Source organism: Terrihabitans rhizophilus (assembly GCF_033898525.1).
Taxonomy (GTDB): Bacteria; Pseudomonadota; Alphaproteobacteria; order Rhizobiales; family Methylopilaceae; genus Flaviflagellibacter; species Flaviflagellibacter rhizophilus.
The window spans coordinates 1-22,529 of sequence record NZ_JAXAFJ010000011.1 but is presented as its reverse complement, the minus strand read 5'-3'; the positions used below and the strand labels follow the sequence as shown (position 1 = coordinate 22,529).

Sequence of the window (22,529 nt, the reverse complement as noted above, 5' to 3'; positions counted from 1 at the left end):
ACGATGTCCTCACCCTCCACAGCCGCGCTGTCCGAGCCCGGATCTTCAGACCTCCTGGCCTGGTATGATTGTCACCGGCGGCGGCTGCCTTGGCGGGCGCTGCCCGGCGAGATCGCGGATCCCTACCGCGTCTGGCTGTCCGAAATCATGCTGCAGCAGACAACGGTCGCAGCCGCCGGCCCCTACTTCCTAGCCTTCCTTCAGCGATTTCCGGACGTGTTCGCTCTGGCCGACGCGCCTCTGGACGATGTTCTCCGCCGGTGGGCGGGGCTTGGTTACTACGCACGGGCGCGCAATCTGCACGCCTGCGCGGTGGTGGTGGCGCGCGAGCATGGCGGCGTCTTCCCCGGGACGGAGGCCGAGCTTCTCGCCTTGCCGGGGATCGGCCCCTACACCGCGGCAGCCGTGGCGGCGATCGCCTTCGACGAACCCGCTACCGTCGTCGACGGCAATGTCGAGCGCGTGGTCTCGCGCCTCTTCGCGGTCGAGGAGGAACTGCCCCGCGCCAGGCCCCGCATCCGGAAACTGGCCGCGACTTTGACGCCGGCGCGCCGACCCGGTGATTTCGCGCAAGCCATGATGGATCTCGGCGCCACCATCTGCACGCCCCGCCGGCCCGCCTGCTCACTGTGCCCGTGGAACGAGAACTGCGAGGCGCGTGCCGAAGGCCTGCAGGAAAGCTTCCCCCGCAAGGCTGCGAAGGTCGACAGGCCGACGCGATTCGGACATGCCTTCTGGGCAGAGCGGACGGATGGAGCCGTTCTGCTGCGGCGCCGGGCGGCGACAGGGCTGCTGGGGGGCATGGTCGAAGTGCCCGGATCAGCCTGGGCCGAGACGTCACTCGGCGGCCTGCCCGAGAACCCGCCGCTCCCCTCGAACTGGCAGCCGATGGGCACCGCCCGTCACGTCTTCTCGCATTTCGCGCTGGAGTTGTCGGTGTTCCGAGCAACCTTCACCAACGACACGCCCCCGCCCGAAGGCTGCTGGTGGTCGCTGGAGGTGGAGAAGGAAGCGCTGCCCGGCGTGATGCGGAAGGTCGAGAAGGTTGCCCGCAGCGCTGGCTAGAGCACCACGATGCCCTGATGCTTCGCCTTATCGTCCGGCTCCACATGGATGGTGACGATGGCGCCCTCCACCGCGTTCTTCAGCTCTCGTTCGAGACAGTCGCAGATGTCGTGTGCATCGGACACGCTCATCGTGCCGTGTACGACAAGGTGGAAGTCCACGAAGACCGCACGTCCCGCCTGCCGCGTGCGGATGTCGTGCGCCTCGATGGCGCCCGCCGCACCTTTCGCGATTGTCGTGCGGATACGGTCGAGAACATCCGCCGGCACCGCCTCGTCGAGCAGCCCGCCCATGGATTCCCGCACCAGCCGAATGCCGGTCCAGATGATGTTCAGGGCAACCGCCGCGGCAAGGATCGGGTCCAGCAGCGGCTGGTCGAGGACGACCGCGGCCACGAGGCCGATGAGCACACCGACTGAAGTGACCACATCGGTCATGAGGTGGCGGCCATCACCGGCCAGAGCCGGCGATTTGTGGCGTGTTCCCAGCCTGATGAGAAGCAGCGCCCAGCCAAGATTGATGACGGTCGCCGCGAGGTTGATGGCGAGGCCGAGCGTCGGCGCCTCAAGCGGGCGCGGTTCGAGATAGCCGAAATAGGCTTCGCGCAGGATGGATATCGCGGCGACGACGATGAGCACGCCGGCCAGCACGGCCGAGAGATATTCCGCCTTGTGGTGCCCGTAGGGGTGGTTCTGGTCGGCAGGCTGGAAACTGAACCACAGCGCCCACAATGCCGCGAGGGAGGTCACGACATTGATGATGCTCTCGAGCGCGTCGGAGTAGAGCGCCACCGATCCGGTGACCTTGTACGACACGGCCTTCAGCGCAAGCACCAGCACGCTCACGCCCACATTGGCGACAGCGACGCGGAGAAGAAGCCTGTTCGTTGTCACCCGACGCCTCGCCGCCCGCGATGTGCGGGAAGGCAGGCGCATAGACCCGGGCTCCGGAGCCGCGCAACCTCTATGTTTGCAGGTGCGAAGCGTTCGCGAGTTCAGGCGCCGTCGGCAGCCATCTGGCTGCGGACCTGCGTCCGCAGTTCATCGATGGGCACGCGCCGGCCGGCCTTGTCGTAATGCCAGAACGTCCAGCCATTGCAGGCCGTGGCATTCTGCACGAGAGCGCCGATCTTGTGGATGGAGCCCACAACATTGCCGGCGGCGACCGTGCCATCGGCACGGACGACGGCTTCCAGGTTACCCTTGTGGTCGGTCAGCCTTGCGCCGGGAGCGATCAGGCCCTGTTCCACCAGAACGCCGAAGGCCACGCGCGGAGCTTCCCGCTTGGTCGGGCTTTCCGACAGCACCTCGTCGCTCAATGTCTCGATGCCGGCGATGCGCTCACGTGCAGCCGCCGCGTAGGTCCGGTCCCGCTCGATGCCGATGGCCGAACGCCCGAACCTCTTGGCGACAGCCGCCGTCGTGCCCGAGCCCGAGAACGGATCGAGGATCACGTCGCCGCGGCGCGTGCTGGACATGAGCACGCGGGCCAGCAGGGCTTCCGGCTTCTGGGTGGGATGCACCTTGCGGCCATCCGCGTCCTTCAGCCGCTCACCGCCTGTGCAGATCGGCAGCAGCCAGTCGGAGCGCATCTGCAGATCATCATTGCCGGCCTTCATGGCCTCATAGTTGAACGTGTATTTCGCATCTGCAGAGCGCGCGGCCCAGATCATGGTCTCGTGCGCATTGGTGAAGCGCCGGCCGCGGAAGTTCGGCATCGGATTGTTCTTGCGCCACACCACATCGTTCAGGATCCAGAATCCGAGGTCCTGGAGGATGGCACCGACGCGGAAGATGTTGTGGTAGGAGCCGATGACCCACATCGCCCCATTCGGCTTCAGCACCCGGCGCGCGGCCAGCAGCCAGGCGCGGGTGAAGGCGTCATAGGCTTCGAAGCTGGCAAAGCGATCCCAGTCGTCGTCAACGGCGTCGACGAGGCTGTCGTCCGGCCGATGAAGGGCGCCGCTGAGCTGAAGATTGTACGGCGGATCGGCAAAGATGAGGTCGACGGACGCCGCCGGCATCCTGGCCATCTCGGCCACGCAATCGCCCACGATGATCTCGTGGCTGAGGGGGATGTCCATCCCAGGCGCGACATGGCGCGCCTGGGTACGCAATACCGGATAGGACATCTGGGGTTCTCGACGCGTGACCTGACGCCGACAATTTGATCTATCAACCTTAAGCGGAGGCTAAGCTTTACGGTTAATGGAACCTTAGCAGCTCAGCGGCTGCTGGCTGCGGTCTCGAACCCCACGCGCACGCTGTAGCCGCGCATGCCCTGCGGCCCACCGGGAAGACCGCCGAATTCCTCCACATGCGTGAAGCTGACGCCCGATTGGCCGGGCGGGATCGCGGTCTGCAGGCGGGTGACGCGTGTGGCGACGGGCTTGTCGTCGGGGTCGAGCACGACGAAGCGGACCGGGATCGGCACGGTGTTTCCGACCGTCCCCTTCGGCCCCTGGATCAGGCGGCCCGAAATGCCCACCCGGATGGCGTTCTGCCCGCCGACATCGGCGCATTCGCGGGCCAACTCGCCGAAATTCGCCTGATTGGTGACGGCCATGATGTTGCCCTCCTGGCCGCGCTCGTAGAGCGTGAAGGCGGCCGTGCCGGGCTGCACGGACACCGGCGGGCAGTAGACCGCCGCCTGCCCCACTACGACTTCCTTTGGCGTCGAGGTGTTGAACGCGAGCAGGTTACCAAGACGGCTTCCGCCGCCGGTATCGCTCGATGGGCTGGAGCAGCCGGCTACGAGCAGACCCGAGATGGCCAGGATGCCAAATTGCACCGCTCGCGAAGACACAGCGCCAGCACCAATCATCATGCCCAGATCCTCCCTGTCCCGCCATCGCGGCAGTCCCGTTCCGGGGCGTCCTTATAGCCTGTCGAGGGCGTGGCTTGACAAGAGCGGTGGGAACGCCCCATTTCCCGTCCTGTCATGACGCCACAAAAGCCCCCCCTGAAGGTACTTCTGTGCGCGCCGCGCGGTTTCTGCGCCGGCGTCGTCCGGGCCATCGACGTTGTCGAGCACGCATTGAAGCTGTTCGGAGCGCCCGTCTATGTGCGCCACGAGATCGTCCACAACAAATACGTGGTCGAGAGCCTGCGCCGTAAGGGCGCGGTGTTCGTGGAAGAGCTGGACGAAGTGCCGGACGGCGACGCCCCGGTCATCTTCTCCGCGCATGGCGTGGCGAAGACCATCCCTGCCGAGGCACAGCGCCGCAACTTCACGGTTCTGGACGCCACCTGCCCGCTGGTGACCAAGGTCCACCGCGAGGCCGAGATCCATCACAAGCGCGGTCGCGAGATCGTCCTCGTCGGCCATGCCGGCCATCCCGAGGTCGTGGGCACGATCGGCCAGCTGCCGGACGGCGCGGTGCGCCTCGTCCAGACTGTCGAGGACGTGGAAGCCTTCGTGCCGAACGATCCGTCCGCGCTTGCCTTCGTCACGCAGACCACTCTTTCCGTCGAGGAGACATCCGAGATCGTGGAGGCGCTGAAGCGCCGATTCCCTATGATCGTCGGCCCTCACAAGGAAGACATCTGCTACGCCACGACGAACCGCCAGGAAGCCGTGAAGTCCATTGCGCATCTGTGCGATGCCTTCATCACCGTCGGGTCTCCGAACTCGTCCAACTCGCAGCGCCTTCGCGAAGTGGCCGAGCGGATGGGCTGCCCCTATTCGCAGCTTGTCGACAGCAAGGACCAGCTCGACTGGTCGAACCTCGAGAACATCCGCACCATAGGTGTCTCGGCTGGCGCCTCCGCACCGGAGATCCTGGTCGAGCAGATCATCGACGCCTTCGCGGAGCGTTTCGAGGTCGAGGTCGAGACGGTGGCGACCGTGGAAGAAAACATGTTCTTCCCCCTGCCCCGCCCGCTTCGCGGCGCAGCCGCCTAGCGCACATCCCGTCGGCGGGCGCGGAAGTCACCGCGCCTTTTTGTACGGTTTGACGCACATCATCCCAGCGTCTAACAGCGGGTGCGCGGGCCCGGTTGGGTCCTATCCTCATACGATCCGATGTGCGACCACGATGGCCGTCTACACCAGTGTGCCCGAGGACGACCTCGCCCACTTCCTCGCCGGCTATGACATCGGTCAGGCGCTGGCCTGTAAGGGCATCGCGGAAGGCGTCGAGAATTCCAATTTCCTGCTCCGCACCGAAACCGGCCCGTTCATCCTGACGCTCTACGAGAAGCGCGTGGACCGGGGCGACCTGCCCTTCTTCCTCGGCCTGATGGAGCACTGTGCGCGTAACGGCATCCGCTGCCCGCTTCCCGTGCGGGACCGCACGGGCGAGGCGCTCGGCATGCTGTGCGGGAGGCCTGCCGCCATCGTGACCTTTCTCGATGGCATGTCCGGCAGCCGTCTGGATGCGGAGCATTGCGCCGAGGCTGGTGAGGCGCTCGCGCGGCTGCATGTGGCAGCGCGGGACTTTCCCGTGCCGCGTCCCAACGCCTTGAGCTTTTCGGGATGGGACAGCCTTGCCGCACAGGCGGGAACGCGCGCGGACAGCGTGGAGGCCGGCCTCTCAGCCTTGATCAGCACTACCCTCGATGACCTTCGAGGCACCTGGCCAGACAGTCTGCCGCGCGGTGTTATCCACGCCGATCTCTTCCCGGACAATGTGCTGTTCCTGAGCGGCCGCACGCCCGGCATCATCGACTTCTATTTCGCCTGCACGGACATGCTGGCCTACGACCTCGCCATCTGCATCAACGCGTGGTGCTTCGATGCGGAGCACCGCTACGACGCCGAGCGCGGCCAGGCCCTGATCTCGGCCTATGACCGCGCACGGCCGCTCGAAGCCGACGAGATCGCGGCGCTGCCGGTGCTGTGCCGTGGCGCGGCACTTCGTTTTCTTCTCACACGGTTGGTGGACTGGCTCTCCGTGCCGGAAGGCGCGCTCGTGCAGCCCAAGGACCCTCGGGAATACAGCCGCAAGCTGGAATTCCACCGGGGCGTCAGCAACACCGCCGATTACGGATGGAGCCGATGACCGAACGTATCCAGATCTGGACGGACGGCGCCTGCTCCGGCAATCCCGGCCCCGGCGGCTGGGGCGCGGTGCTGGAACTCGGCGAGGTGCGCAAGGAGCTTGCCGGCGGCGAAGCCCTGACCACCAACAACCGCATGGAGCTCAAGGCTGCGATCAGTGCGCTCGAGGCCCTGAAGCGCCCGAGCGCCGTCGATCTTCATACGGACAGCCAGTATCTGCGCGGCGGCGTGATGGGCTGGATCAAGGGCTGGAAAAAGAACGGCTGGAAAACGGCCGACCGCAAGCCCGTGAAGAACCAGGATCTCTGGGAAGAACTCGACCGCCTGATGACGGTGCACGACATCGCATGGCTCTGGGTCAAGGGACATGCCGGCAACGAGAACAACGAGCGTGCCGACGAGCTTGCCCGCGAGGGCATGAAACCGTTCAAGCCGGCAAAGCGCGCCTGAAAAAACGGGCGCCGCATGGGCGCCCGCCTTTAAATCAGAGCTGTGCCAGAACGTGCTCGGCCTTGGTCTTGTCGGCCTTCGGCGGCGCGTCCTCGACGTCGAACCACTTCACGACGCCGTTCTCCACGATCATGGCATAGCGCTTGGAGCGCACGCCAAGGCCAGCGGCGCCAAGATCGATGTCGAGGCCGAGCGCCTTGGCGAAGTCGCCAGAGCCGTCTGCGATGGCCTCGACCTTGCCCTCGGCACCGGAGGCCTTCATCCATGCGTCCTGTACGAACACGTCGTTGACGCTGGTCACGACGACCTTGTCCACGCCCTTCGCCTTCAGCTCGTCGAACTTCTCGATGTAGCTCGGCATGTGGTTCTTGTGGCAGGTGGGGGTGAAAGCGCCCGGGACTGCGAACAGCACGACCTTGCCCGTGCCGAACACGTCGGCCGTGGTCTTCTTGGCCGGTCCGTCCGGGCCCATCACGGTGAAGGTTGCCTCGGGGATCTTGTCGCCGATCTGAATGGTCATGTGGCTCTCGCTTTGGTGATGGTGATGGCGTCGCAGCGTGTGCCGCGTCCCGTCCCATCTATGGTGTGGCAGGGTTCCCGTCGAGGGCAAGCGGCACCGCAATTGCCTTTCCGCCTGCCACAGCGACGAGGCGGACCTCCGCGGCCGGTGCATTGCGGCGCAGTTTCAGCCGGAAAACATGGGTGCCGTCGTCGCCGGCGCCCATCGGCACGGGAAGTCCGACCAGCACCTCGTCACCTCCTTCGACAAAGAGATCCACGTTCTGTGTGTCCGCAGGCGCTCGCACCGTCACCTCGGCTGTTTCCGGCGCTGCACGAACGGCTGAAATGATCGCCAACAGGGCACTGGAGCCAAGCGCGGACGGTGCAGGCACCCGGGCCCGAAACCCGTCGAGCCGGGCGAGCGCAAGCGCGTCGGCGCCCTGTCCCGGCATGAGCGACAAAGACAGTCGAATCTGGATCGGGACACATTGCGTGCTGCAGATTCCAGCATCGAGCTTGAGGGCCAAGTCCACCGGTTTCACCGGGTCTTCAGCCCGGATCTTGAGCGGCAGGATGACCTGCCCGACATAGCCCGCTGATTGTGCATCGCCATCGCTGAACCTTTGCGGGGCAGGCCAAAGCACGTCCACGTTTGCGAGATTGGTCGATCCGCTCCAATCCAGCCGCGGGGCCAGACCGAGCGGGCCGGGCGAGACCCAATAGGTCTTCCAGCCCGGGTCGAGCGCGATCTCGAGACCGGCCTTGAGGCCGTCGCCATCTCCTCCGCCCGGCAGGATGCGCATCCTCACGGCGCCTTCCCGTACCCAGCCCTCGTCCGCCTGCGCTAACGGAGCGTACCCAAGGAACAGGGTGGCCATGAAAGCCATTAGCTTGAGACCGGGGGTTCGCATGGCGTTCTCGCTAGGCCCGCGACAGCCGGCTGGCCAGTGAAAAGAGCGTGAGTGTGCAGGCATGGGCGGGAGCAGCATCTTTCAATCCACGGGGCGCGTGCCTACACTTCCGGGTATGAACGTTTCCGCAGTGAAGACAGGATCGGGCACGGGTTATCTGGACGGGCAACTGATCGTCGCCATGCCCGGCATGGCGGACGAGCGCTTTGCGCGAACGGTGATCTATCTGTGTGCCCACTCGCAAGAAGGCGCGATGGGCATCATCGTCAACCAGCCGGCGGCGAACATCCACCTCCCGGAACTGCTGGTTCAGTTGAACATCATCCCAGACGACGAGAACATCCGCCTGCCCGCGCTGGCCGAGCAGATGTCGGTCCTTCGCGGCGGTCCGGTCGAAAGCGGACGCGGTTTCGTGCTGCACAGCGCGGACTTCTTCATCGAGAACTCGACGCTGCCCATCGACAACGGGATCTCCCTGACGGCCACGCTGGACATCCTGAAGGCCATCGCCGAAGGCGGAGGGCCTCAATCGGCGGTTCTGGCGCTTGGATATGCCGGCTGGGCTCCGGGCCAGCTCGAGGTCGAGATTCAGGCGAATGGCTGGCTGAACTGCCCCGCCGACAAGGGGCTGATCTTCGACGCCCCGGTGGAGGCCAAGTACGACATGGCTCTGCGCAAGATCGGGGTAGATCCCGCGATGCTCTCTACCAGCGCCGGACACGCCTGAGATCACCGGATACGCATCAGGGGCGCCCCTTTCTGCATCACGCTGGTGAGTTGGTGCGGAGAGCGCCCATGACGGCCCGTCGCGCGCTGGAGATCGGCGACGACCTGTCGGGCTCAATCCCGAGCAGCTTTTCCACCGCCTCCACCGTCATCGGATCGCCGAAAGCCGCACCTTCGGCATACTGGCAGCCCATCTGGTAAAGCTCGACGGCATCGGAATCGGTTTCCGCACCTTCCGCGATCACATCCAGTCCAAGCTCGCGACCAAGCGCGATCATCGAGCGCAGCACGGCGGTCCTGTGCGTCTTGCTTTGCTGGCGCAGGAAGCTCCGGTCCATCTTCACGGCGTCGAAGGCAAAGCGCTGGAGATAGGCCAGGCTGGCATGACCGGTGCCGAAATTATCGAGCGCCAGGCCGACGCCGAGTTCACGCAGACGCTCCAGCATATAAGCGGCACGCTCCGGGTTCTGCAGCACGGCGCTTTCAGTAAGCTCCAGCTTCAGCGATCCGCGCACCACGATGGCGCGCGACAGCACCGTCTTCATGTCCTGGATCAGGTCCTGACGCTCGAACTGCGTGGCCGGCAGCGCGACGGTGACGAAGAGCGGCGGATCGACCGGCACGCGTCTCTGCCACTGCCCGAGCTGGCGTGACGCCCGGTCCATCGCGAACAGGCTGAAGTCCACCATCAGCCCGGTTTCCTCGGCAATGGCCAGGAACTCGGCGCGCGGGCGGCTTCGGTAACGCAGATGCTCCCAACGCAGCACCGCCTCGAAGCCGACGATGGTCCGGTCTTCCAGCCGCACGATGGGCTGGTAGAGCACCCGCAGTTCCTCACGCTCGAGCGCGCGCCTCAGCTCGCTCTCCATCATCGAGCGGTCCGTGCGCGCGGTGCGCATGCCCGGACGATAGATCTCGATGCGGTCGCCCCCGGCCCTCTTGGCCTGGAACATGGCCACTTCGGCATCCTTGAGCAGGTCCTCGGGCTCGATCTCAGCCATCGGATACGCCATTGCGAGCCCTATGGAGCCGGTCATGACGATCTCGCGCCCGGAGAAGGCCACCGGCGATGAGAGCGTCTTGCGCAGCCCCTCGGCGAAGGCGGTGATGCGTGCGCCTTCCGCCTCCGACATCAGCAATATGCCGAACCTGTCGCCGCCGAGACGTGCCAGCACGTCCAGGTTCTTCAGGTTGCGGGTCATGCGGCGCACGAGCGTGAGGATCAGGGTATCGCCGACCGTGATGCCGACCTGCTCGTTGAGGGTGCGGAACTGATCGAGATCGATCACGATCACGCTTGGGCGCAAGCGTTCGTCCTGCGCGGCGAAACCCAGCGCCGAGCCGACGCGATCAAGGAACAGCTGCCGGTTCGGCAAGCCGGTGAGGCTGTCCTGCACGGCATTGACGAGAAGCCGCTCCTCGGCGGCACGCGTCTCGGTCATGTCGATCAAGGTGCCGACGCAGCGTGTCACCTCGCCATGCGGCGCGATGACGGGCCGGATGCGCAGCAGCATCCATACGAAATGACCGTCCTGCGCACGGAAGCGGAACTGCTCGGACACACGGCCGCGCCGTTCCGTCACGATCATGTCCAGCGCCATGCGAAAGCGATCGCGGTCGGACGGATGCAGCACGTCCAGCCAGCCAGCGGCCGGACCGTGCAGATCGCCCTTCTTCAGGCCCAGCAGGTGCTCGAACTCCTGCCCCACATGTATCTTGTCGGCAGACACGTCCCAATCCCAGACAATGTCGCCGGAACCGGTGATCGCAAGCGCCCGGCGCTCGAGGTCCACGGTGCCCAGGCCATGTGCAAGCCCCGCTCCCGCGAACGCATATTGCATGACCGTCAGGGCTATCAGCAGCACGATCAGCACCAGCCCGCCGATCAGCGCCGGTGCCACGAGATCGTTCACCAGTACGCCGGAAACCGTCAGGCCCGCGGCTGCCGACCAGATGACCAGCAGCAGCCAGGTGGGGATAAGCATCACCGCGCGGTCGAAATGGTGCAAGGCAAGCCAGACGACGACACCGAAGCCGAGCACCGCCACGAGCAGCAACGAGATGCGCGCAATGCCGGCAGCGACGGGTGCATCCACAAGTGCGATGCCGACCAGCGCGACAAGCCCGGCCAGCCAGACACCCGAGATATGGGTGAAGCGCGCATGCCATCGGTTGAGGTTGAGATAAGCGAGCAGGAACACGATGAGCGTCCCGGCGAGCGCTGCCTCCGCGCCGGCGCGGTAGACGTGGTCCTCGCCCGGCCCGAGCCCGAAGATCTTGTGCCAGAAGCCGAAATCGATGGCGAGAAACGCCAGCACCGCCCATGCCAGCGCGCCCGCGGCAGGGAACATGGCGGAGCCCTTCACCACGAAGACGATCGTCAGGATCATGGCCAGAAGCCCGGCAATGCCGAGGATGATGCCTTTGTAGAGCGTCAGGTCGTTGACGCTGTCCTTGTAGGCATCCGGATCCCAGAGATGCAGCAGCGGCAGGTTTGGCGAGGCAAGCTCCGCCACGAAGGTGACGGTGGCTCCCGGGTCGAGCGTCACGAGGAAGAGATCGGTGTCGTTCGCCTCCTCCCGGTCGGGCCGGAAGCCTTGGCTCGCGGTGACGTCCGCCACGCGCTGGGATCCGAGGTCCGGCCAGATCAGGCCCGAGCCCGCGAGCCGGTAATGGGGAGCGACGATCAGGCGGTCGATCTGCTCGTCCGACTGGTTGGTCAGCGCGAACACCGCCCAGTTCACCGGTCCCGGACGATGAGCCCGCACCTCGATGCGGCGCACGATGCCGTCGGCGCCGGGCGCGGTCGTCACCTGGACGCGGTCGGTGTCGCTTGAAAAGCGCTCGACCACCCGGGTGAGGTCCAGGGCCGCACGGTCAGGCTGAACGATGATGGGCTCCAGAGCCAGGGCAGGATGGCTGATCGCCACCATCGCCATGAGCACGAGCAAGGCACTGATCGCAGCCCGAACGAGACGCAATACTCATTCCTCCACGGCGCAGCACAGCTCATCAATGCCTAGACCGGGCATTGAAGCGCCGCAACCGTCGCCAGTACGAAATCAGGCGAACCCATCACCCCTGAGATGGGCGAAAAGAAGGTGATCCTCCCATCGTCCATTGATGCACAGATATTGGCGTGCATAACCCTCGCGCTGGAAGCCAGTCTTTTCCAGCAGGCGGATGGACGGTTCGTTTATCGGCAGGCAGGCCGCTTCGATGCGGCGAAGCGTCAGCTGCTGATAGACGAAGGGAAACAGCGCGCGCACGCCAGCGGTCATATAGCCCTTGCCGGCGAAGGCCTCTCCCATCCAGTAGCCGAGCGTGCAGCTCTGGGCGACACCGCGCCGTATGTTGGAGAGGGTCAGTCCGCCAAGCAGGCGATCGTCGTCCGAGGAACAGAGGAAGAAGGTGTAGGACTGGCCGAAACGACGGTCCCCGGCATAGCGGCGCAAGCGCCGCTGGTAGGATGCACGCCCGAGGTCATCGACCGGCCAGCTCGGCTCCCACTTCTGCAGGAAGGAGCGGGAGCCCTCGCGCAATGCGGCCCATTCTTCGTATTGCGCAAGCAAAGGTGTTCGCAGCCGGATGCCGCCGGTGCCTTCGACCACGATCTCCGGCTCATCGAAGGAGCGCGTGGGCAGAAACACCCTCTGCCTCACGCTGCTGCCGGCCGCGCGCCCAACCGGCCCGTGAGACGATCGAGCTGCGGCAGGGGCCGCACCGGCCCGATAGCAGCCAGAGCGGGAGGGCCGGACAAGGAAGCGAGAGCAGCCCGCCTGACATCTTCGACCGTCACAGCCTCAAGGCGGGCCAGTATTTCCTCGGCAGTGACCACGCGCCCCAAGGTCAGGATCTGGCGTGACAGGCGTTCGGCGCGGGCAACCGGCTGCTCGCGGGCCAGTTCGAGGCTCATGCGCATCTGCGCCTTCGCCCGGGCAATCTCGCGTTCGCTGGCGGTGTGCGCCGCGTCCGCCATTTCATCCATCATCACAGGCATGAGCTCACGGATGTCGTCCTCGCCGGTTCCCGCATACACGCCCAGCATGCCGGTGTCCGCGAAGGACCAGTGGAACGCCTGGATCGTGTAGACGAGGCCACGCTTCTCCCGAACTTCCTGGAACAGGCGCGACGACATGCCCCCGCCCAGAAGGTTCGCATAGACCTGCAGCGCGATGGTGTCGTCGTGGCTCAGGGCAAGACCGGGAAAGGCCATCACGATGTGGGCCTGCTCGAGATCGCGGACATCGCGCATTTCGCCGCCCGACCAGCGAGCCTGCGACGTGCCTTCGCCGCCGCCATTGGCGAGACCGCCAAGATGGTCCTGCGCCAGCGCTACCACGTCCGAGTGACGGACATCGCCGGCCGCAGCCACGATCGCCCGACCGGCCTGATAATGACGCCCGAGGAAGCCGGATATGGCCGCGCGGTCCAGCGACCCGACGGATTCCGGCGTGCCGAGGATAGGGCGCCCGATCGCCTGCCCGGCGAAGGCGGCACTCTGCGCCAGATCGTAGACAAGATCGTCGGGCGTATCCTCCACCGCGCCGATCTCCTGAAGGATCACGCCCTTCTCGCGCTCCAGCTCATCCTCGGGAAATAGCGGCGAGGTCAGGATGTCGGACAGGATGTCCAGCGCCAGCGGCACGTCTCCGGCCAGCACGCGCGCATCGTAGCTGGTCTGCTCGACGCCAGTCGCCGCGTTCAGGTCTCCACCGACCTCCTCGATCTCTTCGGCAATCCGGAGCGCCGTGCGACGCGTGGTTCCCTTGAAGGCCATGTGCTCAAGAAGATGCGCCAGTCCATGCTCGCTCTCCGCCTCGCTGCGCGAGCCGGCGCCGAACGTCACGCTGACCGAAGCCGTCCCGACATGCTCCATGCGGTCGGTCGCAACCGTAAGGCCATTCGAGAGAACCGTGACCTCCACGCTCATGCGAACACCTCTCCGCTGGCGCGCGAATGCTGCTGGATGAAGGACTTGATAGCCTCGACATCGTTCGGCACCACGGTCATGCGCTCTTGTCCGCTCAGGAGATGCGCCAGATGCTGTGGCAATGGCGGATGGCGCCCCGTTGCCGCAACGACCGCATCGGGGAATTTCGCGGGATGCGCGGTCGCCAGGACCACGATCGGCACCTGCGGGTCGGATGACGCGCGGCCCGCCTGCGCCAAGGCCACTGCGGTGTGCGGATCGGCAAGGTAGCCGGCATCCGCCAAGGTTTCCCGCAGCGTGCGGGCGGTGGCCTCCTCGTCGGTGCAGCCGGCATCGAACTCACCACGTATCGTGGCCAGAACCGGTCCCGAGAGCGTGAAGGCCCCGGACTGGCGCAGCGAATCCATGTGACGCCTCACGGCGTCCGCATCCCGACCCTCGGCTTCGAACAGCAGGCGTTCGAAGTTCGAGGAGACCTGAATGTCCATGCTGGGCGACGAGGTCGGGTGCACGCCCTGCACCTCGTAGCGGCCCGTCTCGATGGTGCGGGCAAGGATGTCATTGCTGTTGGTCGCTACGATGAGGCGCTCGATCGGCAGCCCCATCCGCTTCGCAACCCAGCCGGCGAACACGTCACCGAAATTGCCAGTCGGCACGACGAACGAAACGGGGCGATGCGGAGCGCCCAAGGCAACGGCCGCCGTGAAGTAGTAGACGACCTGAGCGACGATGCGGGCCCAGTTGATCGAATTCACCGCCGCGAGTTTCATGCCGTCGCGGAATCGGTGGTCGTTGAACAGAGCCTTCACATGGGCCTGGCAATCGTCGAAGTTCCCCTCCACGGCCACGGCGTGCACGTTCGGCGCGTCCACCGTCGTCATCTGCCGCCGCTGGACGTCGCTGACGCGGCCATGCGGAAACAGCACCACCACATCCACGCGCTCGCTGGAGCGGAACGCCTCGATCGCGGCGCCGCCTGTGTCTCCCGACGTGGCCGCCACGATGGTCGCCCTCTCGCCGCGTTTGGCGAGCGCATGATCCATCATGCGGGCAAGAAGCTGCATGGCCACGTCCTTGAAGGCGAGCGTGGGCCCGTGAAACAGCTCGAGGATGAACCCGTTCGTGCCCGTCTGCACGAGGGGCGCGACCGCCGGATGCCTGAAGGTCGCATAGGCCTCGTCCACCATGGCGCGCAATTCGCCGGGCGCAAACGCATCTCCGGTGAAGGGCGCAATCACCTCTTCCGCCACGTCGGCATAGGAGCGGCCTGCAAAGCCGGCGATGGTCTCGGCGTCGAGCACGGGCCACTCGCTTGGAACGTACAGCCCGCCATCGCGTGCAAGGCCGGTGAGCAGCACGTCGGAGAAGCCAAGGGCCGGCGCCTGGCCCCGTGTCGAGACGTAGGTAAAGGTCATCGTGCATCCAGGAAATGGGTGCGCAATCTAGGCGCTGCCCGGTGCTGCGGCAAGAAGGTGCTCAGATCGCCCGCCTGCGCCGCCAGAACGCCGCCACCATGACAGCGGCAAGCGAGGCTGCAAGGCCGTACCAGGTAAGTGCATATTCCATATGCCGGTTGGTGAAGGTCAGGCGTGTCTCGCCTCCTTGCGGCAGACCGGCTGGCCCGCTCTCGCGCGCATCGAGCGTGAAAGGCGCGACAGCGTCCAGCCCGAGCCCTGCGCCGATGGCACCGGCATCGCGGGCGTAGAACAGCCGCTGCTGCGGCTTGTCGTCCGGGGTGAACGGGTTGCGAGCTTCGGGCGCACGAAGCAGGCCCTGCACCGTGAGATCGCCCTGCACCTGAGCCTCAGGCCTGAACTCCGGCCCTGCCCTGTCGAGCGGCACGAAGCCGCGGTTGACGATGATGAAACCGCCCCCCACCCGCTCGAGCGGCGTCAGGATCCAGTAGCCCGGCCCCTCCAGCGGGCCGCGCGGCTCACCCAGCAGGGTGTAGACGCGGCTTTCGAGGTCATGACGAAACGTGCCCCGCGCCGAAACAGGCCGGTACTCCCAGGCATCGAACTCGATCGGCTGCTGGGCGAGAACCGCTCCCGCCGGAACAGCAGGCTGCGCCACGCGGTCGGCCGCGCGGGCCATGATGCCCTCTTTCCAGTGCAGGCGCTGCACCTGCCAGGTTCCCAGCCCCAGCAGGATGGCCAGACCGATCAGCCCCAGGGCGACCGCCAGAATGGTGCGGACCGCCGGGCGGCCGGGCCGGCCGCTCCCGACTTCGCTCAAGAGCTCACCCCGAGATTACGGCTCCGGACGCAGCTTGGCCTCCGGAGCGTCTGAACATCGTCAGTGGGCGCCAGCAACCGGGCCGCCATAGCCCCATACGTAGATGGAGACGAACAGGAACAGCCACACCACGTCGACGAAGTGCCAGTACCAGGCAGCGGCCTCGAAGCCGAAATGCTGCTTTGGCGTGAAGTCGCCCTGATAGAGACGGAACAGGCACACGGCCAGGAAGATGGTGCCCACGATGACGTGGAAGCCGTGGAAGCCCGTCGCCATGAAGAAGGCGGCGCCGTAGATGTTGCCGGAGAAACCGAACGCAGCGTGGCTGTACTCGTAAGCCTGCAGAAGGCTGAAAAGGAAGCCGAGCCCGACGGTGATCCACAACGCCTGCTTCGCACCCTTGCGATCACCCTCGACGATGGCGTGATGAGCCCAGGTGACCGTCGTGCCGGACGTCAGAAGGATCAGCGTGTTTAGCAGCGGCAGGTGCCACGGATCGAAGGTGGCGATGCCCTGCGGGGGCCACACGCCGCCCAGCACGTCGGCGCGCTGGAACTGGTGGATCTCGTTGGGATAAAGCGCCGGGTCGAAATAGGCCCAGAACCAGGCCACGAAGAACATCACCTCGGAGGCGATGAACAGCATCATGCCGTAGCGGTGATGGATCTGCACGACCCGGGTGTGCTCGCCGGCCTCGGCCTCGTTGCGCACGTCCCGCCACCACATGGCCATGACGTAGAGCGTGGCCAGGAGGCCAGGCGCCAGCATCCATGCGGTGCCGCCGTGCATCGCGTAGATCGCGCCGATCGCGAGGACGAAGACCGCGATCGAGGCAAGCACCGGCCATGGGCTCGGCGGTACGATGTGATATTCGTGGTGTTTGATATGGGCCTGCGCCATGTCCCTCTCCGTCACATCCCTTGGGCGGCACGGCCGCTCTGAAGTCGGCCTTTAGTCACGCGGCTGAAGCCCGGCCTGCTTGGCCGGCGGCTTGGTCGCAAAGAAGGTGTAGGACAGGGTGATCGTGTTCACACCCTTCATCTCGTCGTCCTTGGCAAAATCCGGATCGACGAAGAACTGCACCGGCATCTCGATGCGCTCGCCGGCCGCGAGCCGCTGCTCGTCGAAGCAGAAGCAGTGGATCTTGTTGAAATAGGCCCCAGTCTGGTTCGGCGACACGTTGTAGGTGGCCGTACCCCAGCTTTCGCTGGACGACAGGTTGCTGGCCTCGAAGAAGGCAAGATTGGTTTCGCCGACGCGAACTGTCATCTGCCGCTCCAGTGGCCTGAACTCCCAGTTCAGGCCCGGAGCGACATTGCCGTCGAACCGCACATTCACCGTGCGGGTGCCGGTCTTCGCCGGCGCGCTGGATGCCACTTGCGTGGTGCCACCAAACCCCGTGGTGCGGCAGAACAGATCGTAGAGCGGCACGGCGGCATAGGCCGCGCCAACCATTGATGCCACGAACGCGCCGCAGAACACGGCGGTGCGGCGATGCCGTCGCGCCAGCACGTCCTTGTCGGTCAGCGTTGCCGGATCAAGGGTCATCTCAGAGCCCGCGCTGGGCGACGGCGCCGCCAAGCTTGAAGATTGTGATGACGTAGAACAGCACGATCAGGGCCAGAAGCGACAGCGCCACCGCGATGTTGCGCTGCCGACGGCGCCGCACCTGCTCCTCCGTGAGGACGAGACCCTTGTCCTCCGGCCGCATCACAGCAGCCTCGCAATGCATGCTTCCAGCAGGAGCACAGCGAACAGCGCAAACAGATAGAAGATCGAGAACAGGAACAGCTTGCGTGCCGCTGGCGCTGCATCCTCAGCCGAACGGCGGCTGAACACGCGCCATGCCAGCAGCAGGAAGTAACCGCCGAGAGCCACGGACGCGATGCCGTAGGCGATACCTCCGAAGCCCATGACGAACGGAAGCACGCCGGTCGGCACGAGGACCAGCGAGTACAGCAGGATCTGACGGCGCGTCTCGTCCTCTCCGGAGACGACCGGCAGCATCGGGACGCCGGCCTTGGCATAATCGCCGGACTTCAGCAGCGCGAGCGCCCAGAAATGGGGGGGCGTCCAGAAGAAGATGATCAGGAAGAGGACGATGCTCTCGAAGCTTACGCTGCCCGTCGCGGCCGCCCAACCCACCATGGGCGGAAAGGCCCCGGCGGCCCCACCGATTACGATGTTCTGCACCGTCCAGCGCTTCAGCCACATCGTGTAGACCACGACATAGAAGAAGATGGTGAAAGCCAGCAGCGCTGCGGCCTGCCAGTTCGCCACGAGATAAAGGATCACGACGGAGAAGGCCGCGAGAACGCTGCCGAAGACCAGGGCCTCGCCGGCCTGCATACGCCCGGCCGGAACCGGACGGGAGCGGGTGCGCGACATCACGGCATCGATGTCGGCGTCCCACCACATATTCAGCGCACCTGCCGCGCCTGCGCCGACAGCGATGCAGAGCAGGGAAATCGCGGCCAGCACCGGATGGATGCTCTGCGGCGCCAGCACCATCCCCACGAGAGCCGTGAAGATGACGAGCGACATCACCCGCGGCTTCAGCAGGGCCACGAAGTCGCGCACTTCCGCTGTGCTGGGCTGGGGCAAGCCTGCATCCGCGATGTGCGTGGATTCGGTGGTTACGCTCATTACTCTCGGGTCCATCACTCTTTTTAAGCCGTCAGGCCGGAGCACCGCTCCGGCCGTTCGGGTCGCACCGCCATCTTATCAGCGGATTTGCGGAAGGGTCTCGTAGGGGTGGAACGGCGGAGGCGACGTCAGCGTCCACTCCAGGGTCGTAGCACCCTCGCCCCACGGATTGTCACCGGCAGGCACCTTGCGGGCGAATGCATGGAAGACGCCGTACAGGAAGACCAGGGTGGCGAAGCCCGAAATGTAGGAGCCGATCGACGAGACGAAGTTCCAGCCCGCGAAGGCATCCGGATAATCCGCATAGCGACGCGGCATGCCGGCGAGGCCCAGGAAGTGCTGCGGGAAGAAGACCAGGTTGACGCCTACGAAGGTCATCCAGAAGTGCAGCTTGGCGATCTTCTCGGAGTACATGTAGCCGAACATCTTCGGGAACCAGTAGTACCAGCCCGCGAAGATGGCGAACACGGCGCCGAGCGACAACACGTAGTGGAAATGGGCCACCACGTAATAGGTGTCGTGAAGGTAGCGGTCGATGCCCGCGTTCGAGAGCACGACGCCCGTGACGCCGCCAACCGTGAACAGGAAGATGAAGCCCATCGCCCAGTACATCGGCGTGCGGAACGAAATCGATCCACCCCACATCGTCGCGATCCAGGAGAAGATCTTCACGCCCGTCGGCACCGCGATGACCATCGTCGCGAACACGAAATAGGCCTGCGTACGGACAGAGATGCCCGAGACGAACATGTGATGCGCCCACACCACGAAGCCGACCACGCCGATCGCGACCATGGCATAGGCCATGCCGAGATAGCCGAAGACGGGCTTGCGCGAGAAGGTTGCGATGATGTGGCTGATGATGCCGAAGGCCGGCAGGATCAGGATGTACACCTCGGGATGCCCGAAGAACCAGAACAGGTGCTGGAACAGGATCGGGTCACCGCCGCCGACGGGGGCGAAGAAGGTGGTGCCGAAATTGCGGTCCGTCAGGAGCATGGTGATCGCGCCGGCGAGAACCGGAAGCGAGAGCAGCAGCAGGAACGAGGTCACGAGCACGGCCCAGGCGAAGAGCGGCATCTTGTGCAGCGTCATGCCGGGAGCGCGCATGTTGAAGATGGTCGTGATCAGGTTAATCGCGCCCAGGATCGAGGACGCACCCGCGATGTGCAGCGACAGGATCGCGAAATCCATCGCCGGACCGGGATGGCCGGAGGTCGAGAGCGGCGGGTAGATCGTCCAACCCGTGCCCGCTCCGTTGGCGCCGGCGGGGCCGGGCACGAACATGGACATCACGAGCAGGATGAAGGACGGGATCAGCAGCCAGAAGGCGATGTTGTTGATGCGCGGGAACGCCGTGTCCGGCGCGCCGATCATCAGCGGCACGAAATAGTTGGCGAAGCCGCCCATGAGGGCCGGCATCACCATGAAGAAGATCATGATCAGCGCATGCGCCGCCACGAAGACGTTGAACATGTGGGGGTCGCCGAAGATCTGCATGCCCGGGCTCTGCAGCTCGGCACGGATGCCGACCGAGAGAAGGCCACCCACCATCCCCGCGAAGATCGCGAAGATGAGGTACATGATCCCGATGTCCTTGTTGTTGGTCGAGTAGACCCAACGGCGCCATCCGGTCGGGGCACCGTGCGCCTCATGCTCGTGACCGACAGCCGTGCTGTTCGCCATGATCGTTTCCTCTCCGCCCGGTCAGCGGCTGGCCGTCAGGGTCGCGGCGGCGACCGTCTGAGGCATCGGGTTCATCGCAAATTTCTGGCGAGCCGTTCCCAGCCACGCCTGGTACTCGGCGTCGTTCACAACCCGCACCGTGATCGGCATGAAGGCATGGTCGCGGCCGCACAGTTCCGAGCACTGACCGTAATAGACGCCTTCGCGATCGGCGCGGAACCAGGTCTCGTTCAGTCGCCCGGGGACGCCGTCGACCTTGATGCCGAAGGACGGCACCGCGAAGGAGTGGATGACGTCGGCGGCGGTGACCTGCACGCGCACCACCTTGCCCACGGGCACCACGACCTCGTTATCGACGGCCAGAAGGCGGGGCTGGCCCTCCTTGAGGTCCTTTTCCGCGACCATCACCGAATCGAACGCGAAATCGACGCCGCCGGCCTCCGGCTCCGTCGCCTTGGCGACCGCGGCCTGGGCCGCATCCGCGGGCTGGCCCGTGGCGGCCTGCGCGCCCTCTGGCGTGCCGGCGACCTGATAGTCATAGGTCCAGTACCACTGCTTCCCGGTGGCCTTGATGGTCAGGTCCGCGACGGGCATGTCGTACTGCGCGAACAGCAGGCGGAACGACGGCACCGCGATGATCACGAGGATCAGCACCGGGGCGACGGTCCACACCACCTCGATGAGGGTGTTGTGCGTGGTACGCGAGGGAGTGGGATTGCTCTTCTCGTTGAACCGGACGGCGCACACGATGAGCAGCGCCAGCACGAACAGCACGACCACCACCATGATCGCGTTGATGAAGTCGTTGAAGCCGTGCATCTGCTCGGCAATGGGCGTCACCGCGCCCTGCATGTTTATCTGCCAGGGGGAGGGTTGTCCCGTGCCGGCAAGAGCCGGGGATGCGGCGAGCGTCACCAGCATTGCTGCGGTGAAACGCGAGGCGAAGCCAGAATTCATGTCCGGAACGCACCTCTCAGAGGCGAAATCTATGATACCCACCGTCCGGACGGCTGCCGAAGGTGGAGGCTGCCGTTCAAACACAAAGGCGGAGAAGCCGCAACTTTGGGCTAGTTCCAGTGTATGCGGCATAAGGGCGCGAAACAATCGCCACGAGCCCGCCACGGTGCTGCCACACCCTAGCTGCCGGCCTTGACTCGTCACGAGTGCGTGTTAGGCCAAATTCCCGCAACGCAGACCCCTTCCCCACGACTGGATCCTCGATGCTGTCCAAGCTGTCCCTTCCTGCCCGCCCGCTGTGGAACGGGTTCGTCCGACTGGCGCTGGCCGGCGGTCTCGCCGCGTCGCTCGCGGCAACACCGGTCGTGGCGCAGGGTACGGTTCGGGCTTCGCATGGCGACTGGCAGCTGCGCTGCGACACGCCGCCGGGTGCGCAGGCGGAGCAGTGCGCCCTCGTACAGAGCGTGACGGCCGAGGACCGCCCGAATGTGGGGCTCTCCATCATCGTGCTGAAGACGGCGGACAACAAAAGCCGCCTGCTGCGTGTGCTCGCCCCTCTCGGCGTGCTGCTGCCCGCAGGGCTCGGCCTGCGGATCGACGATGCCGAGATCGGCCGCGCCGGCTTCGTCCGCTGCCTGCCCGACGGGTGCGTGGCCGAGGTGGTACTGGACGATGCCTTGATCGGCAAGCTGCGGACCGGCACGACGGCCGTGTTCATTATCTTCCAGACCCCGGAAGAAGGGATAGGCGTGCCGGTCTCGCTGAATGGTTTCGGCCCCGGCTACGACACGCTGAAATAGGTCTGGCGCACCAAGGTCAGGCCGCCCGCAGGAAGATGAGCCTTGATTCGCCATAGGTGCGGGTCTCGAGTTCATCGAAACCGGCCGGCAAGACGATCTCCGCCTCGGTCGCTTCCTCCAGGACCACGAGCGCCGACGGCGCGAGCCAGCCACCTTCCCGCGCAGAGGCCAAGGCTCTCTCGCCGAGCCCCTTGCCATAGGGCGGGTCTGCGAAGACCAGCTGGAACGGCAGGTTCGGATGCGCCGGCCCAAGCTTCGTGGCATCGCGCCGGAAGATGCGCGACACGCCGGCGATGCCCATGGCCTCGACATTGCCGCGAAGAAGACCGCGCGCTTCCACGCCTTCATCCACGAACTGCACATAGGCCGCCCCGCGCGACAGCGCCTCTATGCCGAGCGCGCCTGTCCCCGCGAACAGGTCCAGCACCCGGGCACCGTGCACCGGATCGTCATAGGCATGGGACAACACGTTGAAGAGCGCCTCGCGCAGCCGGTCCGATGTCGGACGGATCGCCTGCGTCTTCGGCGTCAGCAGCGCGCGGCCGCGCAACCGGCCGGCAACCACGCGCATTGCGGGTCAGCCCCTGGAGCGCGGCGGGCGTCCACCAGCGGGCGGGC

Annotated in this window: 23 protein-coding genes; 6 read left to right on the top strand and 17 right to left on the bottom strand. The window is 65.6% G+C overall.

The window, feature by feature from the left end; genetic code table 11:
• The first annotated feature begins 3 nt into the window (after positions 1-3).
• Positions 4-1,065 (top strand): A/G-specific adenine glycosylase, encoded by a 1,062-nt coding sequence (gene mutY, locus SCD90_RS14715; protein ID WP_319845460.1) that lies wholly within the window; start codon positions 4-6, stop codon positions 1,063-1,065.
• Here mutY and SCD90_RS14710 read toward each other — a convergent pair.
• The 3 genes from SCD90_RS14710 to SCD90_RS14700 form a co-directional block, all read right to left on the bottom strand.
• The gene (locus SCD90_RS14710; protein ID WP_319845459.1) at positions 1,062-1,958 is read right to left on the bottom strand and encodes a cation diffusion facilitator family transporter; all 897 of its coding nucleotides are present in this window, start codon (positions 1,956-1,958) and stop codon (positions 1,062-1,064) included. The two genes, mutY and SCD90_RS14710, sit on opposite strands and share 4 nt — an antisense overlap.
• 101 nt (positions 1,959-2,059) lie before the next feature.
• Entirely contained in the window at positions 2,060-3,148 is a 1,089-nt protein-coding gene (locus tag SCD90_RS14705; RefSeq protein ID WP_319845534.1) for a site-specific DNA-methyltransferase, read from the bottom strand.
• Positions 3,149-3,288: 140 nt separating this feature from the next.
• Complete coding sequence (locus tag SCD90_RS14700; RefSeq protein ID WP_319845458.1) at positions 3,289-3,891, bottom strand: hypothetical protein; 603 nt, start codon at positions 3,889-3,891, stop codon at positions 3,289-3,291.
• A 114-nt stretch (positions 3,892-4,005) separates the two neighbouring features.
• On the opposite strand from SCD90_RS14700, the gene ispH reads away from it, so the two are divergent.
• The 3 genes from ispH to rnhA all read left to right on the top strand — a co-directional run bounded on the left by ispH (position 4,006) and on the right by rnhA (position 6,516).
• Positions 4,006-4,968: a 4-hydroxy-3-methylbut-2-enyl diphosphate reductase gene (ispH, locus tag SCD90_RS14695; protein WP_319845457.1), complete on the top strand. Its 963-nt coding sequence runs from the start codon at positions 4,006-4,008 to the stop codon at positions 4,966-4,968.
• A gap of 133 nt (positions 4,969-5,101) precedes the next feature.
• A complete protein-coding gene (locus tag SCD90_RS14690) occupies positions 5,102-6,067 on the top strand; it encodes a homoserine kinase (RefSeq protein ID WP_319845456.1) in 966 nt (321 codons plus the stop codon).
• On the top strand, positions 6,064-6,516 hold the full coding sequence (rnhA, locus tag SCD90_RS14685) for a ribonuclease HI (protein ID WP_319845455.1): 453 nt from the start codon (positions 6,064-6,066) through the stop codon (positions 6,514-6,516). The genes SCD90_RS14690 and rnhA overlap by 4 nt, the downstream gene beginning before the upstream one ends.
• 34 nt (positions 6,517-6,550) lie before the next feature.
• On the opposite strand, the gene SCD90_RS14680 is transcribed toward rnhA, so the two are convergent.
• Both SCD90_RS14680 and SCD90_RS14675 read right to left on the bottom strand, forming a co-directional pair.
• Positions 6,551-7,036 carry a peroxiredoxin gene (locus tag SCD90_RS14680; protein ID WP_319845454.1) on the bottom strand — a complete coding sequence of 162 codons (486 nt, stop codon included), beginning with the start codon at positions 7,034-7,036 and terminating at the stop codon, positions 6,551-6,553.
• Positions 7,037-7,094: 58 nt separating this feature from the next.
• Entirely contained in the window at positions 7,095-7,895 is an 801-nt protein-coding gene (locus SCD90_RS14675) for a protein-disulfide reductase DsbD domain-containing protein (RefSeq protein ID WP_319845453.1), read from the bottom strand.
• Positions 7,896-8,043: 148 nt separating this feature from the next.
• On the opposite strand from SCD90_RS14675, the gene SCD90_RS14670 reads away from it, so the two are divergent.
• Positions 8,044-8,655, top strand: a complete 612-nt coding sequence (locus SCD90_RS14670) for a YqgE/AlgH family protein (RefSeq protein ID WP_319845452.1) — start codon at positions 8,044-8,046, stop codon at positions 8,653-8,655.
• Positions 8,656-8,692: 37 nt separating this feature from the next.
• Here SCD90_RS14670 and SCD90_RS14665 read toward each other — a convergent pair whose 3' ends face one another.
• From SCD90_RS14665 to coxB, 11 genes are all read right to left on the bottom strand, one after another.
• Positions 8,693-11,593: a sensor domain-containing phosphodiesterase gene (locus SCD90_RS14665; protein WP_319845533.1), complete on the bottom strand. Its 2,901-nt coding sequence runs from the start codon at positions 11,591-11,593 to the stop codon at positions 8,693-8,695.
• A 123-nt stretch (positions 11,594-11,716) separates the two neighbouring features.
• Positions 11,717-12,304 (bottom strand): GNAT family N-acetyltransferase, encoded by a 588-nt coding sequence (locus SCD90_RS14660; protein ID WP_319845451.1) that lies wholly within the window; start codon positions 12,302-12,304, stop codon positions 11,717-11,719.
• 8 nt (positions 12,305-12,312) lie between these two features.
• Positions 12,313-13,587: a M16 family metallopeptidase gene (locus SCD90_RS14655; protein WP_319845450.1), complete on the bottom strand. Its 1,275-nt coding sequence runs from the start codon at positions 13,585-13,587 to the stop codon at positions 12,313-12,315.
• Positions 13,584-15,002, bottom strand: coding sequence for a threonine synthase (thrC, locus tag SCD90_RS14650; protein ID WP_319845449.1), 1,419 nt, complete (start codon positions 15,000-15,002; stop codon positions 13,584-13,586). The genes SCD90_RS14655 and thrC overlap by 4 nt, the downstream gene beginning before the upstream one ends.
• 61 nt (positions 15,003-15,063) lie before the next feature.
• On the bottom strand, positions 15,064-15,822 hold the full coding sequence (locus SCD90_RS14645; protein ID WP_319845448.1) for an SURF1 family protein: 759 nt from the start codon (positions 15,820-15,822) through the stop codon (positions 15,064-15,066).
• A gap of 60 nt (positions 15,823-15,882) precedes the next feature.
• Positions 15,883-16,722: a cytochrome c oxidase subunit 3 gene (locus SCD90_RS14640; protein ID WP_319845447.1), complete on the bottom strand. Its 840-nt coding sequence runs from the start codon at positions 16,720-16,722 to the stop codon at positions 15,883-15,885.
• 51 nt (positions 16,723-16,773) lie between these two features.
• On the bottom strand, positions 16,774-17,370 hold the full coding sequence (locus SCD90_RS14635) for a cytochrome c oxidase assembly protein (protein WP_319845446.1): 597 nt from the start codon (positions 17,368-17,370) through the stop codon (positions 16,774-16,776).
• 1 nt (position 17,371) lies between these two features.
• A complete protein-coding gene (locus SCD90_RS14630; RefSeq protein WP_319845445.1) occupies positions 17,372-17,533 on the bottom strand; it encodes a hypothetical protein in 162 nt (53 codons plus the stop codon).
• The gene (locus SCD90_RS14625; RefSeq protein WP_319845444.1) at positions 17,533-18,468 is read right to left on the bottom strand and encodes a heme o synthase; all 936 of its coding nucleotides are present in this window, start codon (positions 18,466-18,468) and stop codon (positions 17,533-17,535) included. Before SCD90_RS14625 ends, SCD90_RS14630 begins: the two co-directional genes overlap by 1 nt.
• Before the next feature lie 78 nt (positions 18,469-18,546).
• On the bottom strand, positions 18,547-20,154 hold the full coding sequence (ctaD, locus tag SCD90_RS14620; protein WP_319845443.1) for a cytochrome c oxidase subunit I: 1,608 nt from the start codon (positions 20,152-20,154) through the stop codon (positions 18,547-18,549).
• A 21-nt stretch (positions 20,155-20,175) separates the two neighbouring features.
• On the bottom strand, positions 20,176-21,111 hold the full coding sequence (gene coxB, locus SCD90_RS14615) for a cytochrome c oxidase subunit II (RefSeq protein WP_425265702.1): 936 nt from the start codon (positions 21,109-21,111) through the stop codon (positions 20,176-20,178).
• Between the two features lie 263 nt (positions 21,112-21,374).
• On the opposite strand from coxB, the gene SCD90_RS14610 reads away from it, so the two are divergent.
• Positions 21,375-21,911 carry an invasion associated locus B family protein gene (locus tag SCD90_RS14610; RefSeq protein ID WP_319845442.1) on the top strand — a complete coding sequence of 179 codons (537 nt, stop codon included), beginning with the start codon at positions 21,375-21,377 and terminating at the stop codon, positions 21,909-21,911.
• Between the two features lie 16 nt (positions 21,912-21,927).
• Here SCD90_RS14610 and rsmD read toward each other — a convergent pair whose 3' ends face one another.
• Entirely contained in the window at positions 21,928-22,482 is a 555-nt protein-coding gene (gene rsmD, locus SCD90_RS14605; protein ID WP_319845441.1) for a 16S rRNA (guanine(966)-N(2))-methyltransferase RsmD, read from the bottom strand.
• Positions 22,483-22,529: the final 47 nt, after the last annotated feature.

Coding starts and splice junctions, on each gene's coding strand:
- mutY (WP_319845460.1), top strand. CDS start 4: ATGTCCTCACCCTCCACAGCCGCGCTGTCCGAGCCCGGATCTTCAGAC.
- SCD90_RS14705 (WP_319845534.1), bottom strand. CDS start 3,148: ATGGACATCCCCCTCAGCCACGAGATCATCGTGGGCGATTGCGTGGCC.
- SCD90_RS14700 (WP_319845458.1), bottom strand. CDS start 3,891: ATGATGATTGGTGCTGGCGCTGTGTCTTCGCGAGCGGTGCAATTTGGC.
- ispH (WP_319845457.1), top strand. CDS start 4,006: ATGACGCCACAAAAGCCCCCCCTGAAGGTACTTCTGTGCGCGCCGCGC.
- SCD90_RS14690 (WP_319845456.1), top strand. CDS start 5,102: ATGGCCGTCTACACCAGTGTGCCCGAGGACGACCTCGCCCACTTCCTC.
- rnhA (WP_319845455.1), top strand. CDS start 6,064: ATGACCGAACGTATCCAGATCTGGACGGACGGCGCCTGCTCCGGCAAT.
- SCD90_RS14680 (WP_319845454.1), bottom strand. CDS start 7,036: ATGACCATTCAGATCGGCGACAAGATCCCCGAGGCAACCTTCACCGTG.
- SCD90_RS14675 (WP_319845453.1), bottom strand. CDS start 7,895: ATGGCCACCCTGTTCCTTGGGTACGCTCCGTTAGCGCAGGCGGACGAG.
- SCD90_RS14670 (WP_319845452.1), top strand. CDS start 8,044: ATGAACGTTTCCGCAGTGAAGACAGGATCGGGCACGGGTTATCTGGAC.
- SCD90_RS14665 (WP_319845533.1), bottom strand. CDS start 11,593: ATGGCGATGGTGGCGATCAGCCATCCTGCCCTGGCTCTGGAGCCCATC.
- SCD90_RS14655 (WP_319845450.1), bottom strand. CDS start 13,587: ATGAGCGTGGAGGTCACGGTTCTCTCGAATGGCCTTACGGTTGCGACC.
- thrC (WP_319845449.1), bottom strand. CDS start 15,002: ATGACCTTTACCTACGTCTCGACACGGGGCCAGGCGCCGGCCCTTGGC.
- SCD90_RS14640 (WP_319845447.1), bottom strand. CDS start 16,722: ATGGCGCAGGCCCATATCAAACACCACGAATATCACATCGTACCGCCG.
- SCD90_RS14635 (WP_319845446.1), bottom strand. CDS start 17,370: ATGACCCTTGATCCGGCAACGCTGACCGACAAGGACGTGCTGGCGCGA.
- SCD90_RS14630 (WP_319845445.1), bottom strand. CDS start 17,533: ATGCGGCCGGAGGACAAGGGTCTCGTCCTCACGGAGGAGCAGGTGCGG.
- SCD90_RS14625 (WP_319845444.1), bottom strand. CDS start 18,468: ATGAGCGTAACCACCGAATCCACGCACATCGCGGATGCAGGCTTGCCC.
- ctaD (WP_319845443.1), bottom strand. CDS start 20,154: ATGGCGAACAGCACGGCTGTCGGTCACGAGCATGAGGCGCACGGTGCC.
- coxB (WP_425265702.1), bottom strand. CDS start 21,111: ATGAATTCTGGCTTCGCCTCGCGTTTCACCGCAGCAATGCTGGTGACG.
- SCD90_RS14610 (WP_319845442.1), top strand. CDS start 21,375: ATGCTGTCCAAGCTGTCCCTTCCTGCCCGCCCGCTGTGGAACGGGTTC.
- rsmD (WP_319845441.1), bottom strand. CDS start 22,482: ATGCGCGTGGTTGCCGGCCGGTTGCGCGGCCGCGCGCTGCTGACGCCG.